At 30.4% G+C, this 25,758-nt stretch carries 25 protein-coding genes and 4 pseudogenes; all 29 read right to left on the reverse strand.

What is annotated here, in order from left to right; genetic code table 11:
- Positions 1 to 15: 15 nt before the first annotated feature.
- Positions 16 to 1,707 (reverse strand): recombinase family protein, encoded by a 1,692-nt coding sequence (locus K8P03_RS10430; protein WP_223420570.1) that lies wholly within the window; start codon positions 1,705 to 1,707, stop codon positions 16 to 18.
- Positions 1,708 to 1,804: 97 nt separating this feature from the next.
- A complete protein-coding gene (locus tag K8P03_RS10435) occupies positions 1,805 to 1,966 on the reverse strand; it encodes a hypothetical protein (RefSeq protein ID WP_000368174.1) in 162 nt (53 codons plus the stop codon).
- Positions 1,967 to 2,648: 682 nt separating this feature from the next.
- Positions 2,649 to 2,735: pseudogene (locus tag K8P03_RS10440) on the reverse strand (phage replisome organizer N-terminal domain-containing protein); the annotation flags it as partial.
- 71 nt (positions 2,736 to 2,806) lie between these two features.
- Complete coding sequence (locus K8P03_RS10445) at positions 2,807 to 3,739, reverse strand: helix-turn-helix domain-containing protein (RefSeq protein ID WP_002836989.1); 933 nt, start codon at positions 3,737 to 3,739, stop codon at positions 2,807 to 2,809.
- Positions 3,736 to 5,127 (reverse strand): ATP-binding cassette domain-containing protein, encoded by a 1,392-nt coding sequence (locus tag K8P03_RS10450; RefSeq protein WP_002836952.1) that lies wholly within the window; start codon positions 5,125 to 5,127, stop codon positions 3,736 to 3,738. The genes K8P03_RS10445 and K8P03_RS10450 overlap by 4 nt, the downstream gene beginning before the upstream one ends.
- Positions 5,121 to 5,816: an energy-coupling factor transporter transmembrane component T gene (locus K8P03_RS10455; RefSeq protein WP_002837063.1), complete on the reverse strand. Its 696-nt coding sequence runs from the start codon at positions 5,814 to 5,816 to the stop codon at positions 5,121 to 5,123. The genes K8P03_RS10450 and K8P03_RS10455 overlap by 7 nt, the downstream gene beginning before the upstream one ends.
- Positions 5,816 to 6,397 carry an MptD family putative ECF transporter S component gene (locus K8P03_RS10460; RefSeq protein ID WP_002840789.1) on the reverse strand — a complete coding sequence of 194 codons (582 nt, stop codon included), beginning with the start codon at positions 6,395 to 6,397 and terminating at the stop codon, positions 5,816 to 5,818. Before K8P03_RS10460 ends, K8P03_RS10455 begins: the two co-directional genes overlap by 1 nt.
- A 10-nt stretch (positions 6,398 to 6,407) precedes the next feature.
- Complete coding sequence (locus tag K8P03_RS10465; protein WP_223420571.1) at positions 6,408 to 8,129, reverse strand: ABC transporter ATP-binding protein; 1,722 nt, start codon at positions 8,127 to 8,129, stop codon at positions 6,408 to 6,410.
- Positions 8,126 to 9,874 carry an ABC transporter ATP-binding protein gene (locus K8P03_RS10470; RefSeq protein ID WP_223420572.1) on the reverse strand — a complete coding sequence of 583 codons (1,749 nt, stop codon included), beginning with the start codon at positions 9,872 to 9,874 and terminating at the stop codon, positions 8,126 to 8,128. Before K8P03_RS10470 ends, K8P03_RS10465 begins: the two co-directional genes overlap by 4 nt.
- 380 nt (positions 9,875 to 10,254) lie before the next feature.
- Positions 10,255 to 10,989: pseudogene (locus tag K8P03_RS10475) on the reverse strand (phage replisome organizer N-terminal domain-containing protein).
- A gap of 84 nt (positions 10,990 to 11,073) precedes the next feature.
- A complete protein-coding gene (locus K8P03_RS10480) occupies positions 11,074 to 11,685 on the reverse strand; it encodes a class I SAM-dependent methyltransferase (RefSeq protein ID WP_002837070.1) in 612 nt (203 codons plus the stop codon).
- A 203-nt stretch (positions 11,686 to 11,888) separates the two neighbouring features.
- Complete coding sequence (locus K8P03_RS10485) at positions 11,889 to 12,416, reverse strand: PcfB family protein (RefSeq protein ID WP_223420573.1); 528 nt, start codon at positions 12,414 to 12,416, stop codon at positions 11,889 to 11,891.
- 182 nt (positions 12,417 to 12,598) lie between these two features.
- Positions 12,599 to 12,772, reverse strand: a complete 174-nt coding sequence (locus K8P03_RS10490) for a hypothetical protein (protein WP_019035175.1) — start codon at positions 12,770 to 12,772, stop codon at positions 12,599 to 12,601.
- A gap of 73 nt (positions 12,773 to 12,845) precedes the next feature.
- On the reverse strand, positions 12,846 to 14,480 hold the full coding sequence (gene mobQ, locus K8P03_RS10495; RefSeq protein WP_223420574.1) for a MobQ family relaxase: 1,635 nt from the start codon (positions 14,478 to 14,480) through the stop codon (positions 12,846 to 12,848).
- A gap of 334 nt (positions 14,481 to 14,814) precedes the next feature.
- On the reverse strand, positions 14,815 to 15,105 hold the full coding sequence (locus tag K8P03_RS10500) for a DUF3847 domain-containing protein (RefSeq protein ID WP_106012201.1): 291 nt from the start codon (positions 15,103 to 15,105) through the stop codon (positions 14,815 to 14,817).
- Positions 15,106 to 15,200: 95 nt separating this feature from the next.
- Positions 15,201 to 15,956, reverse strand: coding sequence for a hypothetical protein (locus K8P03_RS10505; protein ID WP_223420575.1), 756 nt, complete (start codon positions 15,954 to 15,956; stop codon positions 15,201 to 15,203).
- Positions 15,946 to 16,650: an ABC transporter ATP-binding protein gene (locus tag K8P03_RS10510; RefSeq protein ID WP_223420576.1), complete on the reverse strand. Its 705-nt coding sequence runs from the start codon at positions 16,648 to 16,650 to the stop codon at positions 15,946 to 15,948. The genes K8P03_RS10505 and K8P03_RS10510 overlap by 11 nt, the downstream gene beginning before the upstream one ends.
- Positions 16,651 to 16,763: 113 nt before the next feature.
- Positions 16,764 to 17,093: a zf-HC2 domain-containing protein gene (locus K8P03_RS10515; RefSeq protein ID WP_223420577.1), complete on the reverse strand. Its 330-nt coding sequence runs from the start codon at positions 17,091 to 17,093 to the stop codon at positions 16,764 to 16,766.
- On the reverse strand, positions 17,077 to 17,571 hold the full coding sequence (locus K8P03_RS10520; RefSeq protein WP_223420715.1) for an RNA polymerase sigma factor: 495 nt from the start codon (positions 17,569 to 17,571) through the stop codon (positions 17,077 to 17,079). Before K8P03_RS10520 ends, K8P03_RS10515 begins: the two co-directional genes overlap by 17 nt.
- Before the next feature lie 289 nt (positions 17,572 to 17,860).
- The gene (locus tag K8P03_RS10525; protein WP_223420578.1) at positions 17,861 to 18,505 is read right to left on the reverse strand and encodes an ABC-2 transporter permease; all 645 of its coding nucleotides are present in this window, start codon (positions 18,503 to 18,505) and stop codon (positions 17,861 to 17,863) included.
- Positions 18,506 to 18,508: 3 nt separating this feature from the next.
- The gene (locus tag K8P03_RS10530; RefSeq protein ID WP_223420579.1) at positions 18,509 to 19,387 is read right to left on the reverse strand and encodes an ABC transporter ATP-binding protein; all 879 of its coding nucleotides are present in this window, start codon (positions 19,385 to 19,387) and stop codon (positions 18,509 to 18,511) included.
- Positions 19,384 to 19,764, reverse strand: coding sequence for a GntR family transcriptional regulator (locus K8P03_RS10535; RefSeq protein WP_311564773.1), 381 nt, complete (start codon positions 19,762 to 19,764; stop codon positions 19,384 to 19,386). The genes K8P03_RS10530 and K8P03_RS10535 overlap by 4 nt, the downstream gene beginning before the upstream one ends.
- 185 nt (positions 19,765 to 19,949) lie before the next feature.
- On the reverse strand, positions 19,950 to 20,567 hold the full coding sequence (locus K8P03_RS10540; RefSeq protein ID WP_223420580.1) for an SAP domain-containing protein: 618 nt from the start codon (positions 20,565 to 20,567) through the stop codon (positions 19,950 to 19,952).
- Between the two features lie 226 nt (positions 20,568 to 20,793).
- Entirely contained in the window at positions 20,794 to 21,057 is a 264-nt protein-coding gene (locus K8P03_RS10545; RefSeq protein ID WP_007894970.1) for a hypothetical protein, read from the reverse strand.
- 37 nt (positions 21,058 to 21,094) lie between these two features.
- The gene (locus tag K8P03_RS10550; protein ID WP_106012210.1) at positions 21,095 to 21,613 is read right to left on the reverse strand and encodes a ClbS/DfsB family four-helix bundle protein; all 519 of its coding nucleotides are present in this window, start codon (positions 21,611 to 21,613) and stop codon (positions 21,095 to 21,097) included.
- A 155-nt stretch (positions 21,614 to 21,768) separates the two neighbouring features.
- Positions 21,769 to 22,092, reverse strand: a pseudogene (locus K8P03_RS10555) (23S rRNA (uracil(1939)-C(5))-methyltransferase RlmD); the annotation flags it as partial.
- Positions 22,049 to 23,808, reverse strand: a pseudogene (locus K8P03_RS10560) (recombinase family protein). The pseudogenes K8P03_RS10555 and K8P03_RS10560, both read right to left, overlap by 44 nt.
- A 76-nt stretch (positions 23,809 to 23,884) precedes the next feature.
- Positions 23,885 to 24,022: a hypothetical protein gene (locus K8P03_RS10565; protein ID WP_223420523.1), complete on the reverse strand. Its 138-nt coding sequence runs from the start codon at positions 24,020 to 24,022 to the stop codon at positions 23,885 to 23,887.
- 300 nt (positions 24,023 to 24,322) lie between these two features.
- A complete protein-coding gene (locus K8P03_RS10570; protein WP_072537650.1) occupies positions 24,323 to 25,675 on the reverse strand; it encodes an MATE family efflux transporter in 1,353 nt (450 codons plus the stop codon).
- Positions 25,676 to 25,758: the final 83 nt, after the last annotated feature.

Genomic DNA, 25,758 nt, shown 5'->3' on the forward strand with positions numbered 1-25,758 from the left:
ACATCATTAGGAGTCTTATAATTTTTTATCTTTTTTTCTTGACAACAATGCTACACACTCAACTTGTTCATTATTGTCCAAACTTATATTCAAATCATCGTCTATAATTGGGAGCTTGAAAGTAATTGATTTTAACCATTGTCCGTTAGGTTGTTTTTCTTCATAAACTTGAATTTCAGAAATCAAAGCTGTAATTAACTGCCTACGCTCTACATCATTCATAACTTTATAGATTTTATCAAAATAGATCAGAACCTTATATATGTTATCTCCTGTGAGTTTTTCAGCTTCAATAGTCTGTTTCTTTGCTTTCGCATCAATTAGTGATGATTCTAATTCATCTATTTTGTCATACATACGATATAGTCTATCATCTAAATCCTGTTTCCTTCTCTTATAATGCTTATCTTCAACATCTAAATTATCTATTTCCTCAATTAGCTTAAACTTTGTAGAATGACTCTTCCTCAATTCCTTTTGGTAATTATCTATTTCTTTTTCTATTTCAGAGGTATCCACCTTCATGTTGATTTTTTCTTGCATCATAGAAGCAAATTTCGGATTACTTACTATCTTGACAATCACCTCTGCAATAGCATCATCTAACAATTCTTCTCTAATTTGCTTACTGAATGTACACTTATGACCTCTTATCATATTCCTATGTTTACAACCATAGTAATAAAAATCTTTATATTTTGTGCCATCTTTCTTTTTCTTGGTACACTTGTTTCCAAACATTCCCACTCCACATATCGGGCATTTTACAATTCCAGAAAGCAAGTGTGTGCGTGTATCTTTTCCTTTATTCACATGCTCATATTTCTTTGCTTGAGATTTTAGCTTAACCTGAGCAGCTTGCCAAACTTCATCGGAAACTATAGCTTCATGTATCCCTTCAGATATTAGATACTCATCTTGTTCAACCTGCTTATATTCATTTCTTGTACCATGAACTTTTTCTAAAGTTCTTCTTCCAAATGCTATTTTCCCATTATATACAGGATTCTTTAATATCTTTCTTATAAGACCTGCATCAAACAAAGGATTCTTTCCATTCTGTCTTGGAATTTTTCTAATTCCATGATTCTCTAAGTATTTAGATAGCCCATTAGCTCCTATCGTAGTATTTACATACTGGTCGAAGATCGTTCTTATTGCAACTGCCTCTTCTTCATTTATAAACAGCTTGCCATCTTCAAGTTTATATCCATACGGAGCAAAGCCACCATTCCATTTTCCTTCCCTTGCTTTTTGAATGCGACCTTCCATTGTTTGAATACGGATGTTTTCTCTTTCTATTTCAGCCACAGCTGATAAAACAGAAATCATTAGTTTCCCAGCATCTTTAGATGAATCAATGCCATCTTCAACGCAGATAAGATTAACTCCATAATCCTGCATTATCTGAAGTGTAGAAAGAACATCAGCGGCATTTCTTGCAAATCTTGATAACTTAAACACAAGAACAAAAGATACTCCATCTTTTCCAGATTTTATATCTTCCATCATTCGATTGAACTGTTTTCTACCTTCAATAGACTTGCCAGACTTTCCGGCATCTTCATACTCTCCAACAATTTCATAATCGTTGTAAATAGCAAAAACTTTCATTCGTGATTTTTGTGCCTCTAACGAATCCCCCTCTATCTGTATTGACGTAGATACTCGTGTATAGAGGTATACTTTTATTTTTTCTTTTGACATAGCATTAACCTCAATATAACTTTTCTATATCATATATAAACTTTGATTTTTGAATTTAAGTTTGGACTATCATATCAAGTATATTATAACACTTTTATTAGTCCGTCTCAATTTGTGTTTTCGCCATGTCAAAACTATTTTTCATCTCTTGATTTTTTGCTGGCGTTGGATCGGGCAGATTATCTAAATCTAAAGCACCAGCATATTTTGCAATCAGATTTGCTATTAAATCAGCCAATCCATTCCAGTCATTGTCCAATATATACCTCCTCTAAAGTTTTATATCTAATAATTATTTGTTTAATTAAGTTTTACGACATTGACAAGTGCCTTGGATTAGCAACATAGGAATCTCACCTCCGCCTCTATTCCGGATGAGCCGGCTTCAACCTTAGAAGTATCATTATCCTCATTTTCTTCATAGCGGATAGGGTATCCCTCCCTATATTCAAACTCTTACTTATCGCCACTTTCTTTTTGCTTAGCAGTACTTGTTTTGCCGAATTATTCAGCAGAAAGATCTTGGCGGATAGGTTATTACGCTCCAAAAATAATTAATGTCTTGTCATGGTCTATTCAATTGTTAAGGTTCAAATTTTATCGAGAGTTATTAATCTTTTTAAAATTTAACCATCAGAAAATACTTATCTTGATGAAACAAAATTGTTTAAAATTACCCTCTTATACTTAACAGTGAAAAGAAGTATTTCTTGGTAACCAATTTTGAAATAGAATTGCTTATGTAAAAAGGTCCAATTCACACTGCATGAGTAACAGTGAAAATTGGACCCTCTTCGTATCTATCATCTAAAAGTATTCTGGCATTTCTTTAATTTTCTAATCGCCTTTTAAGTATCATATTTATATTTTTTTATCTCTGGCATACTTTTATACCTTTTTAGACTTAAAGTCTTTAATAATGCCTTTCCACCTCTTTTTACCTATAAAGATTCTCCTACATCATAGTTCATTTTTTTATTTCCTCCTTGATGTCTTAATTTATCTTTATCTTCTTTATACCATTTTATATTTAGAAATAAAAAATAGATGAGATTTTTTGGATTCTGTTATGAAAAATCTAAAACGAACCTAAATTTTATTATTCAGGTTCGTTTTGTTTTCTATATTGGCTAGGACTAAGTCCTGTGAAATCTTTGAATGCTCTGTTGAAGTTAGATGGATTCTGAAAGTTTAGATCATTGCTTATTTCTAGTATGGATTTATCTGTGTTTATAAGCAAATCTTCTGAATATATTAGTTTTAACCTTTGGATATACTTCATCGGCGTGTATTGAAAGGATCTTGTGAATTTTGTGTTTAGAGTAGATTTTGATATTTTAAATTTTTTCGCTAGATGATCTAAGTTTAGATTTTTATCCAGGTTTTCTTTCATATATTTCTCTACTTCTTCCATTAGTTTATCCCCTCCGGGCGTGAAATAATTGGTCTTACTTGGATTTATGCCAACTTTTCCTATTCTATATATGAGTTCCAAGGATTTTAATTTTATAAATAGCATATCCCTTTCTTTAAGTGCTTGAATTAATTCATTTGCAAGTTTTACCAAATCTTCGTTTTTAATGGCACATCCCATGTCTTTTACATTTTTAAATTTATATATAAATTCTCCAATGTATGGAAAGTAGGGGGAATTTTTATCCAAGATTTTATCTGCTATTACTATGTTAAATGCCGTGGTTCGATGACTTGTTGTGGAAGAAAATTTTGAATTTGGTATTGATCTTCCTACGAATATTTCATTTGTAGTTATGAGAACTTTGCTATTGTTTATGTAAGTGAAATGATTGCCTTCATAGCAGTATCCTATCCTATAGCCTCTATTTCCCTCCGTAGAAGAGTTATGGGCGTTGTATTTCTTCTTTAGACTGATGTAGAGTACAAAGACCCCCGGAAATATTTCGTAAGAGGTCATCTTATTTTCAGGGCTTTCTAAGCCTATATAATTTATAATTCTAGGATCCTCTGTGGGAAATTCTTCGAACCCCCAAGATTTAAGTCTATTCTCTTTCATACAAACTCCACTATATTTTCTTTCGAATTTTTTATAAATTCATAGTCATGGCTTATGACGATTATTGTCTTTCCTTCATCTTTCATCTCTTTTAATATTCCAATTAGTCTTTTCATATTTTCAAAACACAGTCCAGATGTAGGTTCGTCAAGCACCACGATTTCCTTTGGACTTGCCATTGCTAGTCCCAGAGCGAGTCTTTGTTTTTCTCCTCCAGATAACTTCTGTGGGTGGCTTTCTCTCCTATCCCAGAGCTCTAGTTTCTTTAATATTTCTTCAATCTTTTTTTCGTCATCTGTTACTATTTTCATCTCCGTTAAAACGGATTCTGTAAATAGCTGATAATTGATATCCTGCATCACTAGAGAAATATAGTCTCCATGGTTTTTTATTCTTCTATTTTTGTAAAATACTTCGCCCTTTTGCTTCTTATTAAGACCGCAAAGATTTCTTATAAATGAAGATTTACCAATTCCATTTGCTCCTATTATGAAATATATTCCCGGATCAAAGCTCATTGAAAAATCAAATAGCTTGGGATTTTTTTCATATTGGCAGGAAAAATCTCTACATACAAGTGATTTTTCTTCATCGAAACTGTGGTCGAATAGGTTCTTCACTTCGTAGCTTTTACTTATAAGTTCTTCTTTTTCTATGTCTTTAAGGGTTCTAAGTCTGTGCTTTTCAAGTATTTCTTCTGAGATTCTATCTTTACTATAGGATAAAATTTTCCGATTTTCAATTACAAGTAGTCTGTCCATTATTTCTTTTAAATAGTAGAGTCTATGCTCAGCGATGATTATTATCTTGCCCAAGGATTTTAAAACCTCTAGGCAGTGGGTCAATTTTTCTATGGATTCTCTGTCTAAGGATGCGGATGGTTCGTCGAAAATATATATTTCATTGTCCATAACCGCCACAGAATTTATGGCTATTAGCTGTTTCTGCCCTCCTGATAGTTTGAATAAATCATTGCCTAAAAGATCCTGACTATTTAGTAGTTTTGAAAAATATTCTATCTTTTCATAAATTTTATCCCTAGAAACATTCCTGTTTTCTAGGGCAAATGCGATTTCATCTAGGGAATTAATGGCGTAGAATTGATTTTTTGGATTTTGAAAGACTGTTGAGATGAATTTTGATCTGTCGGTTATATCCAACTTCAAAATACTTTCTCCATCAAATAAAAGATCCCCTTCCATCTTTGCCATATCAACTTCTGGTATAATTCCATTTATAGTCTTGATTAGAGATGATTTACCACATCCAGATCTGCCTGTGATGACATTTATAGATCCCTTTTCAAATTTTAAATTTATATCTTCAAGTATTCTATTTTCTCCCTCATCTTCTTTGAATGAAAGAGAAAAATTCTTAAATTCTAGCATATTTTTATCCTTATAAATAATATTATTATATAAATTCCGAAACTAAGTAGGACATAGTCCGCCGTTTTAAGCCTTGCACATGATATGGAAGACCTCTCTTTATTCATTTTCATGCCTCTTGTCATGGCAGATATCGCAACATTGTCCGCTGTTTGAGATACAATCATAAGTAATGGCACAAATCTATATTCCAGTATCTTCGCCGGATTTTTAAAGAAGTTTTTCATCGTAAGTCCATGCATGTACATAGCTTCTCCGATGATTTTGTAATCTTCTTTTATAGAATAGAAAAATCTAAACATTACAGAAATTGGTATGATTATATAGTCTGGAAATTTGATTTTCTTTAGTGAATAGACGAGATCGCTCATCTTAGTAGTTGTCACAGTGTAATAACCCATCATCACTCCTGGAAGTATTCTAAGTATTATTCCGCAGTAGAGATTAAAGACCATCCCTAAATAAGAATTTGGATACTTGGATGCTACTATCTGTCCTACTACGGCTATCCCAGTATAAAAAAGTCCCTTACCAATAAGGGACCATTTTTTATCTAGGATTGCAAGTAGGTATGGAAATATAGCTAACAAAATTCCAAGGTATTTATAACTCATACTAATGGAACCTTCTGTTGCAGATACCCCTATGATAATTGTTAAGAATAATTTTGTCCTAAAATCAATTTTCATTAAGCCATTCCCGCTTTTTTAAAATGTTTATTTAAGATTTTAATTCCAATGGTACATCCTATGTATCCACCGAGCATACCTAGTAGAACTACAGGTATAAAGGACCAGTTTGGCATAACTGAGAGTAGTTTTTCTGCATATTCAGCCCCATAGCCTTGGTCGATTAAAGACTGTAAATAGGCATCTCTAGCAAAGTAGATTGGTATTAAATTTGCAGCTGCAAAAATCATAAAGACTGTGTAGGTTAGTCTTGCAGTTTTTATTGACTTATAGCCACCCTTTTTTAATATAATTTCACAGATTAATGACAATAAAATTATGGCAGGTAGAACTATCGCTCCATGACCTGACATTGAAAATGTAAGTCCAAATACTATTCCCATGATTAAGATCATGCCAAATTTATCTATCTTTGTTGAATAAAGCATAAATACTGGTCCTGAAACTAAACCGCAAGCAAATGGAACTAGGGGCATAAGTACAGGTATAAAACCTATCATACCTCCACACCAGAGTGCCATTACAGTTAAAAGCGAAAATACTCCTGCATTTATTAAATCTCGAATTCCAAATTTATTCATTTTTTCCTCCTTAATATATAAATTCTTCAGATTTTTTAGATGATTCAATCATCTTTTGGTAAGTTTTACTTTCTTTTATAAGTTCATCGTGTTTTCCAAAATCTTCTATCTTTCCATCTTTCATAACTATGATTTGATCTACATTTCTGATTGATTTCATCCTATGGGAAACTATCATCACCGTCTTATTTTTAATTAATTTATTTAGAGATTCTTGGATATATTTTTCATTTTCCACATCAAGTGATGCCGCAATTTCATCTAGTAGGATTATTTCTGCATCCTTTAAAAATGCTCTTGCTATGGATATTCTCTGTCTTTCTCCTCCAGATAAGTTAGATCCATTTTCGCCGATCTCCGTATCGTATCCATTCTCAAGTTTCTTTACAAATTCGTCACAGTTCGCTAGCCTTGCAGCTTCTAGCACTTCTTCATCACTTGCAGTAGGTCTGCCGAGCCTTATATTTTCCATTACAGAACCGTTAAATAGAATTACATCTTGGAACACCATGGAAATATGTTTAAATAAATCTTCTGTCCTCGCCTTATTTATCTCTTTTTTATCTATTAAGATTTCTCCTCTGTCATAATCATAGAGCCTTGCCACCAATTTTATTAGAGTGGACTTCCCGCAACCAGATGGACCAACAAGAGCAGTAGTTTTTCCCTGCAAAGCCTTGAATGAAATATTATCTATGACTTTTTTGTCATCGAGATAAGAAAATTCTACATTTTTTCCTTCTATATCAAATGATTTAAATTCTGTTTCTCTTCCCGGTTGGATTTCTTCTGATCTAAGTGCCTTTATCTTTTCTATTGGAGAATCCATGTACATTAACTCTCCATAAAATTGGTTAAAGGCAGCAACTCCATCAATTAATCTTGCTGAAGCAAATAGGTAGCCTGCAAAATACAAGATATTTATTTCTCCATTTATCAAGCTATTTAATCCAACATATATTGCAAGGGCTAGGGATAAGTTTGCCACAACTGTTGCAGAAACAATGGGGATAACTTGTCCCAGTTCTGACTTAATGTGTTTCTTTTCTAAGGACCTAACAAAGTCAATGCCACTTTTTTCCTTTTCTTCAGTCAAATTGTAGGATTTGATTTCAGTGGATAGATCTATTAGTTCTTGGAACATCTTCGAAGACTTTCTCTGTTCTTTGTAGTAGGTCGCCGTCGCCTTCTTTTGGATTTTGGTGGAAGTCAAATTCAAAATAGCAGAAATATAAATTGGAGCTATAACTGCAAGACCAAGCTTTACATTTCCAATTAGCAACAAAATGGAAATAATAACTAGGTTTATTATAAAGCCATAAAAACCTGAAACTGCATGAGAAAGACCATGCTCCATTGCCTCTACATCCTTCATAATCGTTTGAGAAAAATCAGTTAAATCTCTTTTTGAATAGAAACTAAGGGGAAGATCTTTTATTATTTCAGAAAGTTCAATCCTTAAATTTGCAGATTCTTTATAGGTTTCATTATAGGTTGTAATGTAATCTTTATTTATTACGAAAATCATTATAAGGGCAATTACTATATATGCAATGACAGAAATCTTAAGATTAAACTTGCCTAGCCCCAAGAGACCTTGCATTACATACATAAGAAGAAACATAGGAAGCATGTAGGATAGACTCTTTAAGGCAGAATATTTAGTTGCAACGATGGTTCCTTCTGCACCCTTGTCTGTAAGTGCAAATCTATCTTTTAAATAGTTCTTCATAGATCAACTCTCCATTCATTTGCTTCATTGTACATTTCAATAAACTTCTTATATCTGCTATCTTCCCTCATAAGTTCATCGTGGCTTCCTCTCTCTAGAATTTTTCCATCTTCTACCAGTAGAATTTCGTCCACTCCACGAATCGAAGAAAGCCTATGAGCAATCATAATTGTCGTCCTATCTTTTATAAGCTCCTTAAATGCAATCTGTAATTCATATTCATTTTCCGGATCTGCAGCAGCAGAAGCTTCATCAAGGATAATTATCTTTGGATCCTTCAAAAATATTCTCGCAATGGAGATTCTCTGTTTCTCGCCACCAGATAGATTTATCCCTTCAGCACCTATTATCGCATCGTACTTGTCTTTGAACTTATCTATAAAGTCATCACAGCGGGCAAGCTTTAAGGCTTTGTAGACCTCTTCATCATCTGCATCTTTATTTGCGAGTTTTACATTTTCAAAAATCGAAATTCCTTGGAATAGTTTAGGATTTTGAAAAACTATACCGATATTTTTCATCAAGCTTTCTCCATCGTAGGAAGAAATATTTCTGTCGCCGATTAAAATTTCTCCAGAATCCACAGGATATAGTCCAGAGATTAACTTAGCAATGGTAGACTTACCAGATCCAGAGCTACCTACAAGAGCATATACTTTGTTCTCGTCAAGATTTAAAGAAAAATTATGTAAAATCTTATTCTTGTCATCGTATGAAAAATCAACATTTTTAAAGATTATATTCTTCTTTTGTAAATCTTTTTGTGTACCAAAAACTATTTCTTTTTCTTTCATCTCTGTGAACAGATTTTCAAGATTATCTACAGCAGAGTTAGCTTGAAAAACATACATGGAAACATACATAATCTTCATTAGATCTACGAAAAATAATCCCATAAATAAAGTGAAAAATAGAATTTTTGCTGACCAGATATTAGGATCTTGTCCTTTTGAAACCATAAATATCGCTAGAAAGACTGGCGTGATTATAAAAATATTTAAAAGCCATTGGAAAAGGACATAGGGAATCCTGCAGGACATCGAATATTTGTAGACCATGTCCTTATAGACCATGATTGAATCGTAAAGTTTTGTAAAACCGATAAGTGGCGTGTTGAAGATCTTCACCACTGGCATTCCTCTTACATATTCCACAGCCCCAGCATTCATTTCATCTAGCTTCTCCATGTACTTCTTCATAAATGATTGGTCTCCTATCATTTTGTAGAGTAAGTACATACTGAGTAGAATGATGATTACAAAAAATATTCCAAGATAGATGTCAATTGCAAAGGTCAAGGCTATCATGAGTATAGGAGTTAAAGCTGCCATAGTTTGATCTGTTATGAGGTGGGCGACAATCATGTGTGTTTGTTCCACATTGTTGTCGATTATCTTTCTTACCTCACCAGAGTTATGGGTGTCAAAAAAAGTATTTGAAGCCCTAAGTAGATGCCTAAGTCCTTTTTCACGAAGCCTAGTTTCAAGTCTAAATCCAGCTAAGTGACTCATCCATGTCCCGCCAAAGTAGAAGATACTACAGCTGGCAAAGAGAACTAGAATTTTTATAGAGAAAATCTTAAGGTTCATTAGATCTTCTCCACAAAATACATCTCTAAGCAAAATCCAAATTAAATAATAAGCATAGAACTGTAGCAAATTCCCAACTACAGCTAGCATCGCCGCAAGTATTCCATGGATTTTTCTTTCAGGCATATAGGAAAATAATTTCTTATAAAGTTTCATATTAACCTTCTTTCTATGTGCTATTTGATAATCAATATCAATATATCATCTTTTTTTTTTATCGTCTAGTCGAAAAAAATTATTCTGTCATAAATTTTAAATAAAATATGATGGTCTTTAAATTTTTGTAAGAGACTGTGTAAAATGCCTTTCCCCTAGGGGAAAGAGATATGTGATCAATTTTTTACTATATGTGGACCACTTTCCGATAATAACTGTGGACCATTTTGGGGTTGACATTTACATCTAAAAGTCTTCTGGCTTTTCTTTAATTTTCTAATCGCCTTTAAAGTGTCATATTTATATTTTTTTATCTCTGGCATACTTTGATACCTTTTAGACTTAAAGTCTTTAATAGTACCTTTCCACCTCTTTTTTATCTATAAAGATTCTCCTACATCATAGTTCATTTTTTTATTTAAACCTTTCTGTGTTAGTTTATCTTTATCTCCTTCATACCAATTTAAGATTGTTGCATAGTGGTTTTGATAGGCCTTTCCACTGCTTTTCATGTATCTTGATAGTTTATTTATCATTATTTCTGTGTGTGAGTTTAGTTTTTCTTTTAGATTTTTATATTCTTCTTTGCTTAGCCTTACATTTTTGAATTCTCCATAAAAGATGGGGGTGGACTTTTTATCTTTTTATATCTCTCCCTCTCTCTCTTTATCTATCTCTATATCTTTCTCTATCTCTATCTCTTGTCGGACATGTGTTGGACTCATTAAGGACAATGTCCTCTGTTTATTTTGTCTGTATCTTCTTTTTTTCTCTGCCCATGCTGTTTCTGATCCGATTAAGTTTGGTATTTCTGTTAAATAGTATTCATCATTTTCTGTTACAACTTCTAGTAAGCCTTGATTGATTAAATAATTAACTGTAACCATTACATCATCGTCTGTTTCATCTATGGTTAGTGCTAACTCTTTTATAAAATCACTTTCTACTCCATCATAATAGAGTTTGCCCTCATCTTTTAGACTTAGTAATAAAAGTTTTAGATAGATTATCGTGTAGGTATCTCCTCCCGATATTCTTCTTAATCTTTTTATCCTTTTGTCTGTGAAAAATTCTTCTTTTAATTTTATCCAATAATATCTTTTGTTTATTGCCATTCTAATCCTCCTTGCAATAAAAAAAGAAGCAGATTTTTTCTCTACTTCTCCTTAAAATTTATTTTTCATTATTCACAAATTTTTTTATAATTTTCTAGCTAAAAATACTAGATGATCTTCCTCGTCCAGATGGTATTCGCATTTAAATCCTATCTTATTCAATGTTTCTGTGAGATATTCGGGAGAATAAACTTCAAAATCTAGCATATCCGCCCATTTTTTTATATTTTTATGTTCTCTATATGCTCCTTCGTTGCATATTAGAAACTGACCGTCCTTAATTAGTACACGATGAATTTCCCTAAAAGATACTTCTATATTCTTCCAAAAATAAATGGTTTCAAAGGCAGTTACTATATCTATGGATTCATCTTCAAAAGGTAACTTAGCCACGTCTGCTTCAATAATTTTACACCTGCCATCTCTTATAGCTTCGCTATTTACTGAACTTGCTATATCTACACTTGTTTTAGAGTAGTCCATTCCATATACTTTTTTAGCCTTTGTTAAGAAGTATTGAACATTACGTCCACCACCACATCCTAGATCTAAAACTACATCCGAGGTTTTAATATGCAGAAAGGATCTGCCCCATTTCGCCAATTTTTCGTGGCCAACGTTCATTCCTTTCACCATGAAACGACCACCGAAATTATTTTTAGGATTTTTTACATTTTCAAAAAATTTTTTTAACATTTTCATCTCCTGTTGATAACAATTATCAGTGTCATTTTATCATAAATTTTACATTTATTCAATTTTATATCCTATCTACATTGATGTATTCAAGAATTTCGATAATCGAAATTCTTGATTTCCGATTTTCGGAATTCTGGACTTCTGCTTTTCGGAAGTCTTATTCTTTTAGTTATTTAAGGGTGTAACTTTTCGTTACTCCCTTAGATTTCTCTGGTCATATCTTTTTTGTTTGGTTTTACTTTTTCTTTTACTTTTCTTTTGACTTTCTCTTTTGTCTTATCCTTGTTCTTGGATAGGTCTTTGTATTTCTTTATTTGTTTTAGGATACTTTCTTTTTCTTTTTTATTTTCTTTTGCTATGACTTGCTTAAAGGCATATTCCATTACTTTTATGTCTTTGGCTTGGAAAAATACTTCATAGTTTTTAGTTTCTTTGTTTTTCATTACTGAAAAACTTACTCCAAGTTTGTTTAGTTCTTTTTTTAAGTCTTTGAGGTTGCTTTGATCTATACTTATGTTTTCTAGTTGTCCTTTTTTGTAGAGGTCTTTTATTTTAATTTCATTTCCCATAAGGCTTTTTAGGTTGCCATTTGCTTTTTCTAAAGTATCATTTAGCTTTTTTCTTATTTCTTTGTCTAAGTTGATTGATTCTTTTGCTGCCTTTATTGTGTATGATATTATGGTTTGTGCTGCTTGACCTGCTTCTTTGCTTATTTCTTCATTTATCATGTTTTATCTCCTTTGTTTGAATTAAAAAAGGGAAGTATAGGCTTTAATTTTTCTATACTTCCCTTTGATTGTTTTTATTTGGTTGTTCTTGGTGGTGGAATGCTTTATTTTGATGTTTTTATATATTTCTTAGGTATTTGTACCTTTTATTGTTTTTCTGCTCTTATTTTGCTTTTCCACCTTTAGTAGTTTATGTGTGTTCTTTTATCTGATAGATAGTTTTTCATGTTGGAATATATAATCTGTATTTCTTCATTGTTCATTGCTTTTATTTCTTCTGTGCTTTTATATGTTTTGTATGTTCCGTCTTGATCTGCTTTTATGAGTTCATCTATTAACTCTTGCCTTTTATTCATCTCTATTACCTCCTAGATCTGCCTTTATTTTCTTGGTCATATTATAGCTTGGATAAGATATTTTTACCAGGTCTTATCTTTCTTGATTTTTGTAATAGTCTTTAGTCATTTGTCTTTTTTTATTAAAACTATCACTGACTTGCTTATACTCTTTTATCTTTTCTATGATACTTTCTTTTTCTCCCCTCTTGATTGCCTTGTCAATTTCTATTGATAGGTCAATACCATATTCTTCATTAACTACTTCTACTGCATATTTAATATGATTTATTTCCTTGTATCTTTCCCTTATCTTTTCTGACTCTGTATTTAATTTACTGATTTCATCTTCTAAGCTTTTAATTTCTCCTAACCATTCTTTTTCTCTTAAATTTTTCTTTCCACTAATTTTTTCAATTAAGGTTCTTGCCCTTATATGTTGGTCTATTTCCTTTTGATTATTCTTGTAGAAGCTTTCTTTGAATATTTTCTTGCTTTCATATTCTTGGTAGGTTGCTTTTGTTTTTCTTACAGTCTTTGCATAGGCTAAGCATTTATTAAGGTCTTCTATCTTTTGACTGTTTTCTTTTATGGTCTTATATATCTCAGTGTTTTTACTTCTTAGGGTGTTTATATGTCCTTGCAGGTCTGATATGGTTTTTATTTTGTTTTCCCTTAGATAATTTATTCCACTTGCATATCTTTTTAGATCATAGATTGCCTTGTTTCTTTCCCCATAAAATGATAATTCAGCTCTATTGTTTTCTTGCATTTCTTGATAGAAACTTAAATATTCATAGAGGTTAAAGAGTCCTGATTCATTTTCTATTTGCTTTTTACTTTGGTCTTTATATTCCCTATATGATTCTTTTAGCTTATCTTTGAAGCCTATTAACCAAGATGTTATTTTCTTTATTTCATTGCCTATGTTTTTTAATAGTTCATTCTGTTTTTTTATTTCACGATTTATATCTCCTTTTTCTGTTCTTATTCCTTTTCTTTCCATTGCACTAGCACTTGCTCCTAGATGTATTGTTGGTATTTGTTTTATGCCTTGTCTTTTAAAACTTCTATGGTCTACTCTTTTTTCTGCTCCTGCTCTTTCTAAATATTTGTTACAAAGGTCTGAAAAATTTTCTCTCCATTTTTCTACATTGCCCTTATCATTCCAGGTTGTTAGTTCTACTTTTCTTGTCTTAGGTTTTCCATTTTTGTTTAAAATCTTTTCTCCTTTTTCATCTAGGATATATTCTTTTTTACTTTTTTGTCCCCATGTTCCATCTTCATTTATTGGTCTTACTATGGTCATTATATGAGCATGAATGTTTTGATTTCCCTCTCTACTTTCATCATGAATTGCTAGGTCTACTATCATTCCCTCTTTTACAAAATTGTTTTGTATATATTCTTCTATCATCTTTTTATTTTCTTCCATGCTTAACTCTTTTGGTAATGATATGATAAAGTTTCTTGCAAGTTGGGCATTAGAGTTTTTCTCAAATAGTTCTACCGAGTTCCACAAGGTTTTTCGGTCTTTATATTCTTTTGGTGCGCGATCTGGTAAATATATTTCTTTGCTAATTACTCCTTGCTTTTTGGTGTAGTCATGGGTTACTCCGTCCCATTCATTTTTTATTTTTTCTCCACTTATATATGCTGCACTTGCTACTGCACTTTTGCCTTTTCCTCTTGATATTATGTTTACTGAAAAATGAAAACTGTCTGCCATTTTATCACTTCCTTTCTTTTTTTTGTTGTTTTAGGTGGAGGCTTAACAGATTTTTTATATCCACTTTGTGAATGAGCGTTTTGAAATGATAGAATAGAAAAAGCCGACTACTGAATTAATTTTTGTTGTTTCAGTATGTCGGCTTAATTGTTACTTTCATTTCAAATTTTAAAAGTCAAGGGCGAGCGTTAGCGAGTTTATTTACCCTTGACTTTTAAAAAGCGAATGGTTGTTGCTCCCTGCAAGAGTTTGGCTCCGCATGACGCAAGCACCCTTTAGGGTGTATAATTGCGCCCTTAGAAAATCTAAGGGAGATTTAATTATTTTATTTTTCCTAATTTTCTCTCATTATTTTTAGTGTTTCTTTAAATTCTTTTGTCTTTGTTGCTTCTTCTAGTAGGATTTTTATTTCTTCATCTGTTAGTTCTTCTGCATTTTCTATAAGGCTTTCTAAGATTGCTCCTCTTGTTATTAGCCTATGGGTTCTTTCTTTTCTTCTTTTTTCTATGTCTTGTTTTAATATCTTCTTTTCTTGATTTTTTAGTTGCCTTAATCTTTCCTCTGTATCATCAATTTTATCTTTTATTTCTTTTGATTCTTGTCTTAGTTGCTCTAACTTTTTCATATATAACTCCTTTCTTGTATTAAAAAAAGACGATAGATTTTTTACTTTCTATCGCCTTTAATTCTATTATTTACTTTTTCATTATGACACTTATTTCATACTTCAAATTTTGAAAAGCAATAGTTTCCTAATAGTGTGGAAACTATTATAATCAAAACACAAGGAAGAAACATTTCTGTCAAAATATTTATATTATCAATCGGAGCAATGGCATTTATTTTCATTAGAGTAAATTTCCCAAATGCTTCTATATTTATATTTATTTTATTAAATATATTTATTAACATACTTATAATATCTTTTTCTAAGAATATAAAGGCTAATGATCCTAAAATTCCTGCTATATGATTTTTTAAACTCATTGAAAGAAATACCACAATGCTAGTTAAAGCCATATATACTATTACTCCCCTCCTTATGATAAAAATAAATTTGCTAAAATCTATAGATTTACCAAGGATTACAGAAACAAAATATGAACTTAGTGTATACATTAAAAATATTGTTATTGCTAACATAAGGGCAAAAATGTATCTACTAATATATATTTCTGTCCTTTTTCTTCCTGAACATATATAATGTTGCCAAGTATTAAATTGATATTCTCCAGCTATAAATAAAGCTATAGCAAAAGTTACTAAAAAACCTAATCCCTTTGTATAATCTAATCCATTTAAAAGCACTTCTGACAGATCTTTATAAGTTGTAAGATTTCCAAATACAGAAATTCCTATTTTATTTCCGTTTGCTACAAAAAATGTAAATATACCCGAAAATAATATAGTTATAATAAATACAACTTGTATGTGAAAACTTTTTAAAGCTCTCAATATATCTCTTTTAATTAACATAAGTCTTTCCTCCAGCCAAAATATCACAATAAATTTCCTCAAGACTTCCCTTTTCTAGTTTCTCTTTACTTACATTTATTATTTTTGCTTGGTGTAAAATAGCGAAACTATCACATATTTTTTCTAATTGCTCAGTATTGTGGCTTGTTATAATAATTGTTTTGCCAAGTTCTTTTGATTCTTTTATTTTTTCTTTTAATATAACAGTTGATTCAATGTCTAGCCCATTAAATGGTTCATCTAGTATCACTATATTAGAATTAGTTATAAAGCTAAGAGCCAATTTTAGTTTTTGAAGCATTCCTAGTGAAAGTTCATTAGCCTTCTTTCTTAACATTGATTCTAAGGTAAAGTCCTTGATTATTTTTTCAATCTCTTTTTCTCTTTCATCTTTATTTTTATAATAAAGCATAGAATAAATACTAAGGTTATCTTTTACGCTAAGGTTCATATAACAAGATGGATTACTAATAAGTGCTGCTATATTTTCATTGTCATCTGAGATTTTAACTTTTTGATCATACATCTTTAAAGGAATAAGCTTAGTAATTATTTTTAACAAAGTAGTTTTTCCGGCTCCGTTTTTTCCAAGTAAGCCATATACTTTGCCCTTTTCAAGGCTAAAAGATACATTATCTAAGACAAAATTATTCATGTATTTTTTTGTAATATTATTTACCGTAATACTATTCATAAGAACACCTCTTTTACATTGCTTTAATTGCAAGAAAACTAGAACATAATATAATTATTAGACACAAAGCTAATAATAAAAAATTTTTAATGTTACTTTTATTTTTCATAAGATTACTTCCAAACAATTTTTATACCAACAAAAATATAAACAATTAAAAGTACTGCACCTACTATTAACAATGTAGATATAACCCCTTTAAACATAGATTTCTTTAATTTTTTATGCCATTCTTTAGATAGGTTTCTAATAGGATCAGCCTCCGTTAAATTTAGCTCTATGTTTTCCATGGGAAGATTTTCTTTTTTCATTTGCTTTAGAGTTTCACTGCATTTGCTACATTCTGATAAATGTTCATCTACTATTCTTCTACTTTCTTCACTACATACATCATCTATATATAGGGGAAGAAGATCTTCAATAATTTTACAAGAAATTTTCATTATATTCCTCCATCAACTTATTTTTTGCCCTATAAAATACTACTCTCGCCCATCCATCGGATTTGCCAAATAATTCTCCAATTTGTTTAAAAGATAATCCTGCAAAAATTCTCAAAGAAAAAACTTCCTTGTATGGTTCTTCTAACTTGTGTAAGAGAATATGAATTTTCATCACGTCCTCTTTCTCCTCAAATCTTAAAACAAAATCTAAATCAGATGTCATGTATTCAGAGTATTCATTTATAGATACTTTTTTCTTTTCTTTTTTATAAAAATCAGATAATGCATTTTTTGCAATTTGACATAACCAAGTGTATAATTTGCAATCACCATTAAATGTTTCAATTTTTTCAAGAGCTTTAAAAAAAGTTTCTTGTGTGATTTCTTCAGCTATATATTCATCATGACTAATTGTCAAAACATATAAATATACTTTAGAAAAATATTCTTTATATATTATTTCGTAATCATAGTCTATAAAATCACACCCTTTCTTGTTTTCTAATAGTTAGACGATCAAAAAATCAAAACGTTACAAATTTCTTGTTAATATTTTTACCCGCATTTCATATAAAAAAGACGATAGAGTTTTTAATTTCTATCGCCTAAAATATCCACTTTTTAATATTTTCTAATTCAATAAGTTTTTATATCCTTACCACAAGACCATATTTTAGTTTCAGCAACTCTGAATCTTAATATAATCACTCATTACATTTATTAAGTCTATCTTTAACATATAATATATGATATATCCATCATTCATCCTAAACATCTAATTTCAAATTTTCCATTTTCTTTGAGTTCAATGCAAAAGACATTGAAAATATTACCAAGTATATTATAAAAAGTACAATATTCCCATCTGACTTAGAAAATCCAAGCCTATTTAATGCAAATATTTCTATTGATACTAGCACTATAGACCCAATCAATCCTAAAACCATCCATAAATCACCTTTCTCTAAATCAATAAAGTACATGGCTAAGTAGAAGATTGATACTAATTGTAATATAAGACCTAATAGAACATTTAACAAAGATATTAAGTCTGAATATCCATAATCAAAATAATGCTTACCAAGATAAATTGATATATAATTCAAAATAATCAACATCAATATAGAGAAGAGAATAATAACTACTTGACTTACATATTTTGATAGTATTATATTTTTACTTTTTATTGGTAGCATGAATTCATATTTATATAATTTTAAATCATAATCTTTTCTTTGAGATAAAAGAAGCAACAAACTGTTAGCGAAAATTACTACTGCAAAATACGCAAAAACAACCATTTGTATGTCAGCAAATAAATTTATTAGAATCCATACTAAAATTAAAAATGCATTCATTATAAAAATATTTTTAATATTTTTGTAATATATTTCCAACAATAAACCTTTCATATATTAGTCCTCCTTCCCTGTTAATATTAATAACATTTCATCAAAATTTGGTTTATTCACAACAAATTCTTTATACTTATTCTTTATCTTAGATATATCTTTTACTAAAATATCTACCCTTCCAAATTCCTTTCTATATGAAATGATGTCGGTTTTTTCCACCTTTTCTAGTTCTGTATCAGTACAACGAAGTATCCCATAATTATATAATAATTCATCCTTTTCTTCACTCAACACAACTTTACCATTATCAATAAAAACTATATAGTCAGCTATTTTTTCCAAATCTGTTGTAATATGTGATGATATATACACGGAGTTTTCTGGGTTTTCTATAAATTCCAACAATATACCCAGTATTTCATCTCTACTTACTGGGTCTAACCCTGAAGTAATTTCATCTAATATGAGAAGTTTTGTTTCATGAGACAATGCTATAGCCAACGATAACTTTTTTTTCATTCCAAATGAAAATTGCTTAGTTTTCTTATCTATTGGCAAATTAAATCGATTCAAATAATTTTTAAAAATATCTTCTTCCCAATTACTATAATTAAATTTCATTACCTCATTTATCTCATTAGGTGTTAATAATAATGAATAGTTTGGGTCATCTAAAACAACTCCTATGTATTTTTTAATATCTATTTGATTACAATATTCAGTACCAAATATCTCTACTTTTCCCTCATCTTTTTGAAACATTCCAAGTATACAAGAAATAGTAGTACTTTTCCCCGCTCCATTTCTTCCTATATTTCCTACAATAGATCCATAAGGTACTTCAATATTTATATTTTTCAAAGAAAAATCATTTGTTTTATTCTTTTTATTTAATCCAGATACCCTTAATGCTAATTCATTTTCATACGAATCCATCATTGCCCCTCCTCATATATCTTTTTTATTAAATCGATTAAGTCATCTATTGAAATAGAACTTGATTGTATGCTCTTGACAATTTTCTTAGCTAAATCTTCCACTTCTTTATATGTTTCTATTTTTTGTAATTCAATATTTCTTGCTGATATAAAACTGCCTTTGCCATGAATAGTTTCAATAAATCCATCTTTTTGTAAATTTTCATAAGCTTTTTGAACTGTAATTACAGCTACCTTAAGATTTCTAGCCAATACTCTCATAGATGGTATAGAATCTCCAGTTTTCAAATCTTCACTCATAATTTGTTTTTTTATCTGATTTTCGATTTGTTCATAAATCGGTTCGCTAGAATCGGTATTTATAATAATATTTATAATGCACCTCCTGCTCCAGAAGTGTACTTATGTGTACTTGTCGATTTAATAATACCACCAACAAAAAGTTTTTTCAACCCCCTTAATTTCCTAATTTTTAATATAAAAAAAGACGATAGAGTTTTTAATTTCTATCGCCTAACATCTATCTGTATTAATTTTTTTTCATTCAAAAAAATAGTTTCTGTTTACTTGTGATAGTCTTCTATTTTATCCTCATATTTTTTTATAAGTTCTCGTGAATAAACTTTTTTGTTTTTTGAATCTCTGACTTCTTTCCAAAGAATTGCAGCTACTTGTATTTTATTAGAGTAGTTACAACTATTTTCGTCTGCACAAAAATCCTTTAAAAATTGATTCCATTGACAAACCGAATTATCATACTTAGCATAATCTGATTTTCCATAATAAACTTTGAGCATATCTTGAATTGTAAAACTCAAATCATTTTGTCTTTTCACTTTTCTCCAAGCCGTTGCCATATCTGCAGTAAATTTGAAAGGCAAAACACCTGTTACAACAGAAAAATATTTTCTGAATTTTGAATTAAAGGAAAATCCACACTCAAGTAAAGGCATATCTAAAGTAATATAATCAACTTGTTTCTTTATGTTTTTTATTGATGACTTTTTAATCATATCACCCTTAAAGTACTGCTGAATAATATAAGTGAGTTCTTGTTTTGTACCTCTATATTCTAATCCTAATAACTTGCATATCTGTGAAAGTTCTTCACGATACCAATAGTATTTATTAAACTCATCAAACGATGTGATTTTATCAAATTTAGGTCTACCTTCTATCATTGTTTTATCCTTTCGAAAAGATCTAAATATATGAATAGGCTACTCCAATTTATCTATTTCATTATTTTCATAACACTTGAACATGACTTGCTTCTTCACAATTAAGTGATTCCTTCAAATCTTTAAAATACAGTTTTTGTTGGTTTCTTAAATATAGTCCTACAAAAGGTTTAAATGTAAATTTTTTAGAAATAATATTTTCTGTAAAATCTAATGTTGTTTTATCTCAATTCGAATAAAATTTTCCTATCCAAGTTCCTTTTATATTTGCGTTTTCAATTTCAAAAGACCAGCATTGATGTTTCATACATTCTATAACTTTAAAATTTGTTTCTATCCCATCTTTTGTAATCTCTACAAAATTCTTATCATCAATAATTTTGATATCTTTGATATCACTCCTCCAACCAAAATCACGAAGGTCAGTAACTTTATCCCATACTTTTTCTATCGGGCAATTTAATGTAACTTTGATATTTGCAACTGCCATAAAATCCTCCTAAGTAAACTTATTTATACTTTTCTATCTATAGAACTAATTTCTTCCATTTCCTAATCTTAGTCCTAAATGTTCCAAATGGTGCTACTGTGTTTACATGGATAAATTTATAAACTTCCCAAGTAGCAGTTTTGGTTGCTTCATCTGCCCATTTTCTCATATGTGGTTTAAATAATTCTTCATCTGTTAATTCATCTATCAAAAGATAAATATCTTCTATATTTTTTGTGAGTTTTTCTTTTAGTTCTTTTAACGATTTATTAGCATAGGTATCTGTAAACCATTGATATAATTCTCCAAGTTGATTCCACTTGAATTTATCTGATGGTGTTTTAACATCTATACCTTTTTTCTCATCTTCTTCCCATTTTAATACTAAAGTAGTCCAGCCCACTTGATAGGCAAGATTTTCTGCTGGTGTCCTATCAACTTCTTCTAGTCTTTTATCTTTTAGTTCTTCTGGTATATTATCAAACTCTGAAATATATTTTTCAAAAGTTTTCTTTATCTCATTTTTTAATTCTTCCTTACTTTCATAAGACCTCATATGCCTACCTCCATGGTTTATATATAGATATTATCCTACCATTCTTTATATTGAGCCTATTTTCTAATTGATACCTTGCAAGAAAGGAATAATAGCTGTTCCTATACCAAGTAGGAATGTAATAAATGCAGAAAGTCATATGCTGCCATTCTTTTCTATTCAATCATTTTGAAGTGTCTCAAGGCATCCATAATGGCTTCTTCTTTTTCAGGTGTACACTGTGGAATAATTTGTTTCTCCTTTTTAGACTTGTTGTAATGTTCTCGTAATTCTATTCCACATTTCCTTTTTATCTGTGCAATATATAATGTTGGAACTTTTAATTGAAATTTATTCCAAACATATTCTTTGATTTGAGCATATGTTGCCTTACTTTCAGCACTTGTCAAATCAAGCTCATCCAGCTCAATTTCAATATTTATATGCTTATCGACATCAAGTTTGGACAAAAGTGCTACCGTCTCGACATGCGTTGTCTTTTGCTTGGGAACATAATTTTTTATCCTCGTCATTCTTGTAGGAGCACAATTTATTAATGTCATTGTCTTTGGCATTTTTTCTTTTATCTTTAAAGTTATTAGAATCTTGACTATCTTTAACTCCTGTTTTGAAATAGAATGTTAAGTCATATGGATGAACTGTTCCGTCTTTGTCAATTCTACCCACCACGACTTTATCAACTATGCTTTCAAATACTGTTCTATTAAATCCCTCTATAATTTCTTTGTTTTCTAAGACCTTTTTAAATTGCTTTAGTCTTTCTTTAATAGAATTTTCATCTTTTATTGTTAGCTCTAGGGTTTTCTTTTCATCAAGTAATTCTTCTTTTTGTTTTGTAAGTTTTTTATACTTTTTAGTATAAACTTCTTCATCTATACTGTCTTCCAGATGAAGGTCAAATAACTTTCTTTCTTGACTAATGATTCTGTTTAATTGGTTTTCTATCTTCTTCAAATCTTTGACTAAAGTATTATCATTTATTTCTTCTTCTACAATTTTTAAAAAATCATCTATTACTGTTGAATCTGCATGGCATAATTGCCTATAGCTTTCAACAAATGCTTTTTCTATTGCTGCTTCTTGTATTCCTTTTGAATGAGGGCAATATTTTTTACCTTTTTTTGTTGACTTTACACATTGCCAGTTAATTTTTTTATAAATTGAACTAGTGTGCCATGTTCTTCTTGAAAGTATTTCACCACAAAATCCACATTCCAGCATACTTGAAAAAGCGTATTGTCTTGATAGTTTTTCTCTCTTCCTATCCTTGTTAGCAATGGTGTTTCTATTCTGTGCTCTCCTGAGTCTAATCTCCTGTGCCTTTTCAAAGTCTTCTCTTGATATAATTGGCTCGTGATGATTTTCAATATGATATTTATCAGATTCACCAAAGTTTGCTAGTCTTCTTTTTGTTATGGGATCAACTGTGAAGGTCTTTCCCATTAGTATATCTCCAATATACTTTTCATTTTTAATTATTCCTAACACTGTAGTATCAGACCATTTTGTTTTACCTCTCGGGGTGAGATATCCTTGCTCTTCTAGTTCCCTGCCAATGACCGAGCCACCATTGCCCTCTAAATATCTTTTAAAGATGTATCTGACAATTTTGGCTTCTTCTTCATTTATAGAGATACTTTTTGTTGTAGGGTCATAGTCGTATCCAAGACAACCTTGAAAACCAATAAGTTCCCCTTTTTCCATTTTCATTTTCAGTCCTTTTTTCACATGGGCTGAGGTATTTTCTACTTCTTGTTGAGCTACTGAACTTAATATTGTTAATAATAGCTCTCCATCCATTGTCAAAGTATCTATATTTTCTTCTTCAAATACTACACCAACATTGTTTTCCTTTAGCAGTCTTACATATTTCGAAGTATCTAATGTATTTCTTGCAAATCTTGATATAGATTTAGTAATTATCATGTCTATATCTCCATTTTGGCAATCACTTATTAGCCTCATGAAATCTGCTCTTTTAGTAGCAGTTGTTCCTGTGGTTGCTTCATCTGCATATATACCAGCCAGAGTCCAGTTCTTATTATTTTTTATTAGATTTGTATAATAATCAACTTGCGATTTATATGATTCAAGTTGGTCTTTACTATCAGTGCTAACTCGACAATATGCTGCAACTCGTTTTAAATCTAAATGTAGTGCATTTCTATTCTTGCTCCTGTATTTGAAGCTTTTATTACTTATACTTTAGTATTCATCTTACATCCTTCCCATTTTGTGTCTTTCTACAGTATTATTTTATCACAAGCTTAATTACTTTCTATTCATCTTCTTATAATCATTTTCTAACCTGTTCTTAATTTTTGTATATTCCTTATCATTAATTAATTTAAGATCATAAAGTCTACATAACATAGCAACTCTCATACTATAAATCTTTATTGCTTGCATTTTAACCTCCTATGTAAGTTTTTTTTTACCTTGATAAGTGGATTAAATTTAAAATATACTAATCTCACATAAGCAATTTCAAGAATCTTCACACTTCAAAGTATTTTGATTTTTATAAAAAGATGACAAAATACCCCTCACCTTATATAGTGAAATTTGCCCTCTTTGGTAACCTGAATTTTTATTTTTTATAGTATTTTTGAGTTTTAATGATTAATTTGAGCATAAAAAAATGAGGACTTATGCTACTAGGCATAAATCCTCTAAAATGAAAGAAACTCTTTCGATTGTTATTTGTATTTAGTTTTTCAAACCAATTTTATCCATCCTATTTAATTCCCCAAACATCATTACTACACCAGCTATTATCATAATTAAATCTACAAAGGGTTCTGCAAACCATACTGCTTTAACTCCAAATATCATTGGTAAAATAATCATGGCAGGTACGAATAAAAATAACTGTCTTAGCATTACTATTATGCCGGCTTTTTTAGCGTTTCCTATTGATTGGAAGAATGTTATAGTCATTACCATTACTCCATATAGGATAAAGATAGAATAAAATAGTCTAAAGTTTCCTATTCCCTGAGTTATAATACTTTCTTCTACTCCAAATAAAGACAGAATATTCTTTGAAAATGCTAATGCTGGTATCCAAAATATTGATGCAAGAACTAATCCTCCGATAGAAAATACTTTCATAGCTTCTTTTACTCTGTCGTATTTTTTCGCTCCAAAATTTGTACCAACTACAGGTTGTAAACCTTGACTCATTCCCCAAAGTGGAATGAATGAAAAGGCATATATTCTAAGTGTTGCTGCCATCAAGATAGCATTTGTATCTCCGCCATATTTAAATGACATTTTATATAGCATTGTTTGTTGAATCATAAATAAAATTTGCATCATCATAGCAGATGACCCTACGCCAAACATTTCTTTTTTTATTTCCTGATCAGGTTTGATTTTATTTATTTTTACTGCTTTACTTTTATATTTGAAGTAATGGAGTGTTATTATCGCTTGAACAAATTGTGCTGTAATAGTTGCAAGTGCAGCCCCTTCTATTGCGTATTTTCCCATTAATTTCATTAGAATTGGATCAAGAATTATGTTTAAAAAAGCTCCTAGCCCCATAATGAGCATTGCTTTTTTCATTAATCCTTCTCCACGCATAACCATGTTTGCTGATTGAGTAAAGTTTACAAATAAAGAACCAATAAAAATTACTCGTAAATATCTGATACCATATTCTTTAATTTCTCCACTTGCTCCAACCATATCTAAAAAATGTGGTGCAAGTAAAATTCCGCCTATTGTAATAATTGATGAGAATAGAATAACCCAAAAGATTAAATTCCCCATAATTTTATCAACTGTTTTTTTGTCGCCCTTTCCTATAGCTCTTGATAAAACCGATGCTGAACCTACACCAATAAGTGTAGATACACCACTATTGAAAAATGTAAGTGGCATAGCTACACCACAAGCTGTCATTGCTGTTTGTCCTATAATATTTCCTGCAAAAATTCCATCCATTAGTGGATAAAGACCTATTACTATCATTCCTATTACAGCAGGGACAGATAATTGAAAAAGTAAATCTATGGGTCTTTTTGTTAATAATTGTTCTTTCATATCTTGTTTCATAAAATCATCCTCCTTTTTTCATATTCTTAAAATCCAAACCACTTGTAGGTTCGTCAAAAATTAAGATTGATCTATTACTCAAA

It is taken from the genome of Anaerococcus murdochii, assembly GCF_019957155.1.
GTDB classification, from domain to species: domain Bacteria; phylum Bacillota; class Clostridia; order Tissierellales; family Peptoniphilaceae; genus Anaerococcus; species Anaerococcus murdochii.

Excerpts from the sequence above, each read along its gene's own strand:
- K8P03_RS10430 (WP_223420570.1), bottom strand. The coding sequence starts at position 1,707 with ATGTCAAAAGAAAAAATAAAAGTATACCTCTATACACGAGTATCTACG.
- K8P03_RS10445 (WP_002836989.1), bottom strand. The coding sequence starts at position 3,739 with ATGAAAGAGAATAGACTTAAATCTTGGGGGTTCGAAGAATTTCCCACA.
- K8P03_RS10450 (WP_002836952.1), bottom strand. The coding sequence starts at position 5,127 with ATGCTAGAATTTAAGAATTTTTCTCTTTCATTCAAAGAAGATGAGGGA.
- K8P03_RS10455 (WP_002837063.1), bottom strand. The coding sequence starts at position 5,816 with ATGAAAATTGATTTTAGGACAAAATTATTCTTAACAATTATCATAGGG.
- K8P03_RS10460 (WP_002840789.1), bottom strand. The coding sequence starts at position 6,397 with ATGAATAAATTTGGAATTCGAGATTTAATAAATGCAGGAGTATTTTCG.
- K8P03_RS10465 (WP_223420571.1), bottom strand. The coding sequence starts at position 8,129 with ATGAAGAACTATTTAAAAGATAGATTTGCACTTACAGACAAGGGTGCA.
- K8P03_RS10470 (WP_223420572.1), bottom strand. The coding sequence starts at position 9,874 with ATGAAACTTTATAAGAAATTATTTTCCTATATGCCTGAAAGAAAAATC.
- K8P03_RS10480 (WP_002837070.1), bottom strand. The coding sequence starts at position 11,685 with ATGTTAAAAAAATTTTTTGAAAATGTAAAAAATCCTAAAAATAATTTC.
- K8P03_RS10485 (WP_223420573.1), bottom strand. The coding sequence starts at position 12,416 with ATGATAAATGAAGAAATAAGCAAAGAAGCAGGTCAAGCAGCACAAACC.
- K8P03_RS10490 (WP_019035175.1), bottom strand. The coding sequence starts at position 12,772 with ATGAATAAAAGGCAAGAGTTAATAGATGAACTCATAAAAGCAGATCAA.
- mobQ (WP_223420574.1), bottom strand. The coding sequence starts at position 14,480 with ATGGCAGACAGTTTTCATTTTTCAGTAAACATAATATCAAGAGGAAAA.
- K8P03_RS10500 (WP_106012201.1), bottom strand. The coding sequence starts at position 15,105 with ATGAAAAAGTTAGAGCAACTAAGACAAGAATCAAAAGAAATAAAAGAT.
- K8P03_RS10505 (WP_223420575.1), bottom strand. The coding sequence starts at position 15,956 with ATGTTAATTAAAAGAGATATATTGAGAGCTTTAAAAAGTTTTCACATA.
- K8P03_RS10510 (WP_223420576.1), bottom strand. The coding sequence starts at position 16,650 with ATGAATAGTATTACGGTAAATAATATTACAAAAAAATACATGAATAAT.
- K8P03_RS10515 (WP_223420577.1), bottom strand. The coding sequence starts at position 17,093 with ATGAAAATTTCTTGTAAAATTATTGAAGATCTTCTTCCCCTATATATA.
- K8P03_RS10525 (WP_223420578.1), bottom strand. The coding sequence starts at position 18,505 with ATGAAAGGTTTATTGTTGGAAATATATTACAAAAATATTAAAAATATT.
- K8P03_RS10530 (WP_223420579.1), bottom strand. The coding sequence starts at position 19,387 with ATGATGGATTCGTATGAAAATGAATTAGCATTAAGGGTATCTGGATTA.
- K8P03_RS10540 (WP_223420580.1), bottom strand. The coding sequence starts at position 20,567 with ATGATAGAAGGTAGACCTAAATTTGATAAAATCACATCGTTTGATGAG.
- K8P03_RS10545 (WP_007894970.1), bottom strand. The coding sequence starts at position 21,057 with ATGGCAGTTGCAAATATCAAAGTTACATTAAATTGCCCGATAGAAAAA.
- K8P03_RS10550 (WP_106012210.1), bottom strand. The coding sequence starts at position 21,613 with ATGAGGTCTTATGAAAGTAAGGAAGAATTAAAAAATGAGATAAAGAAA.
- K8P03_RS10565 (WP_223420523.1), bottom strand. The coding sequence starts at position 24,022 with ATGCAAGCAATAAAGATTTATAGTATGAGAGTTGCTATGTTATGTAGA.
- K8P03_RS10570 (WP_072537650.1), bottom strand. The coding sequence starts at position 25,675 with ATGAAACAAGATATGAAAGAACAATTATTAACAAAAAGACCCATAGAT.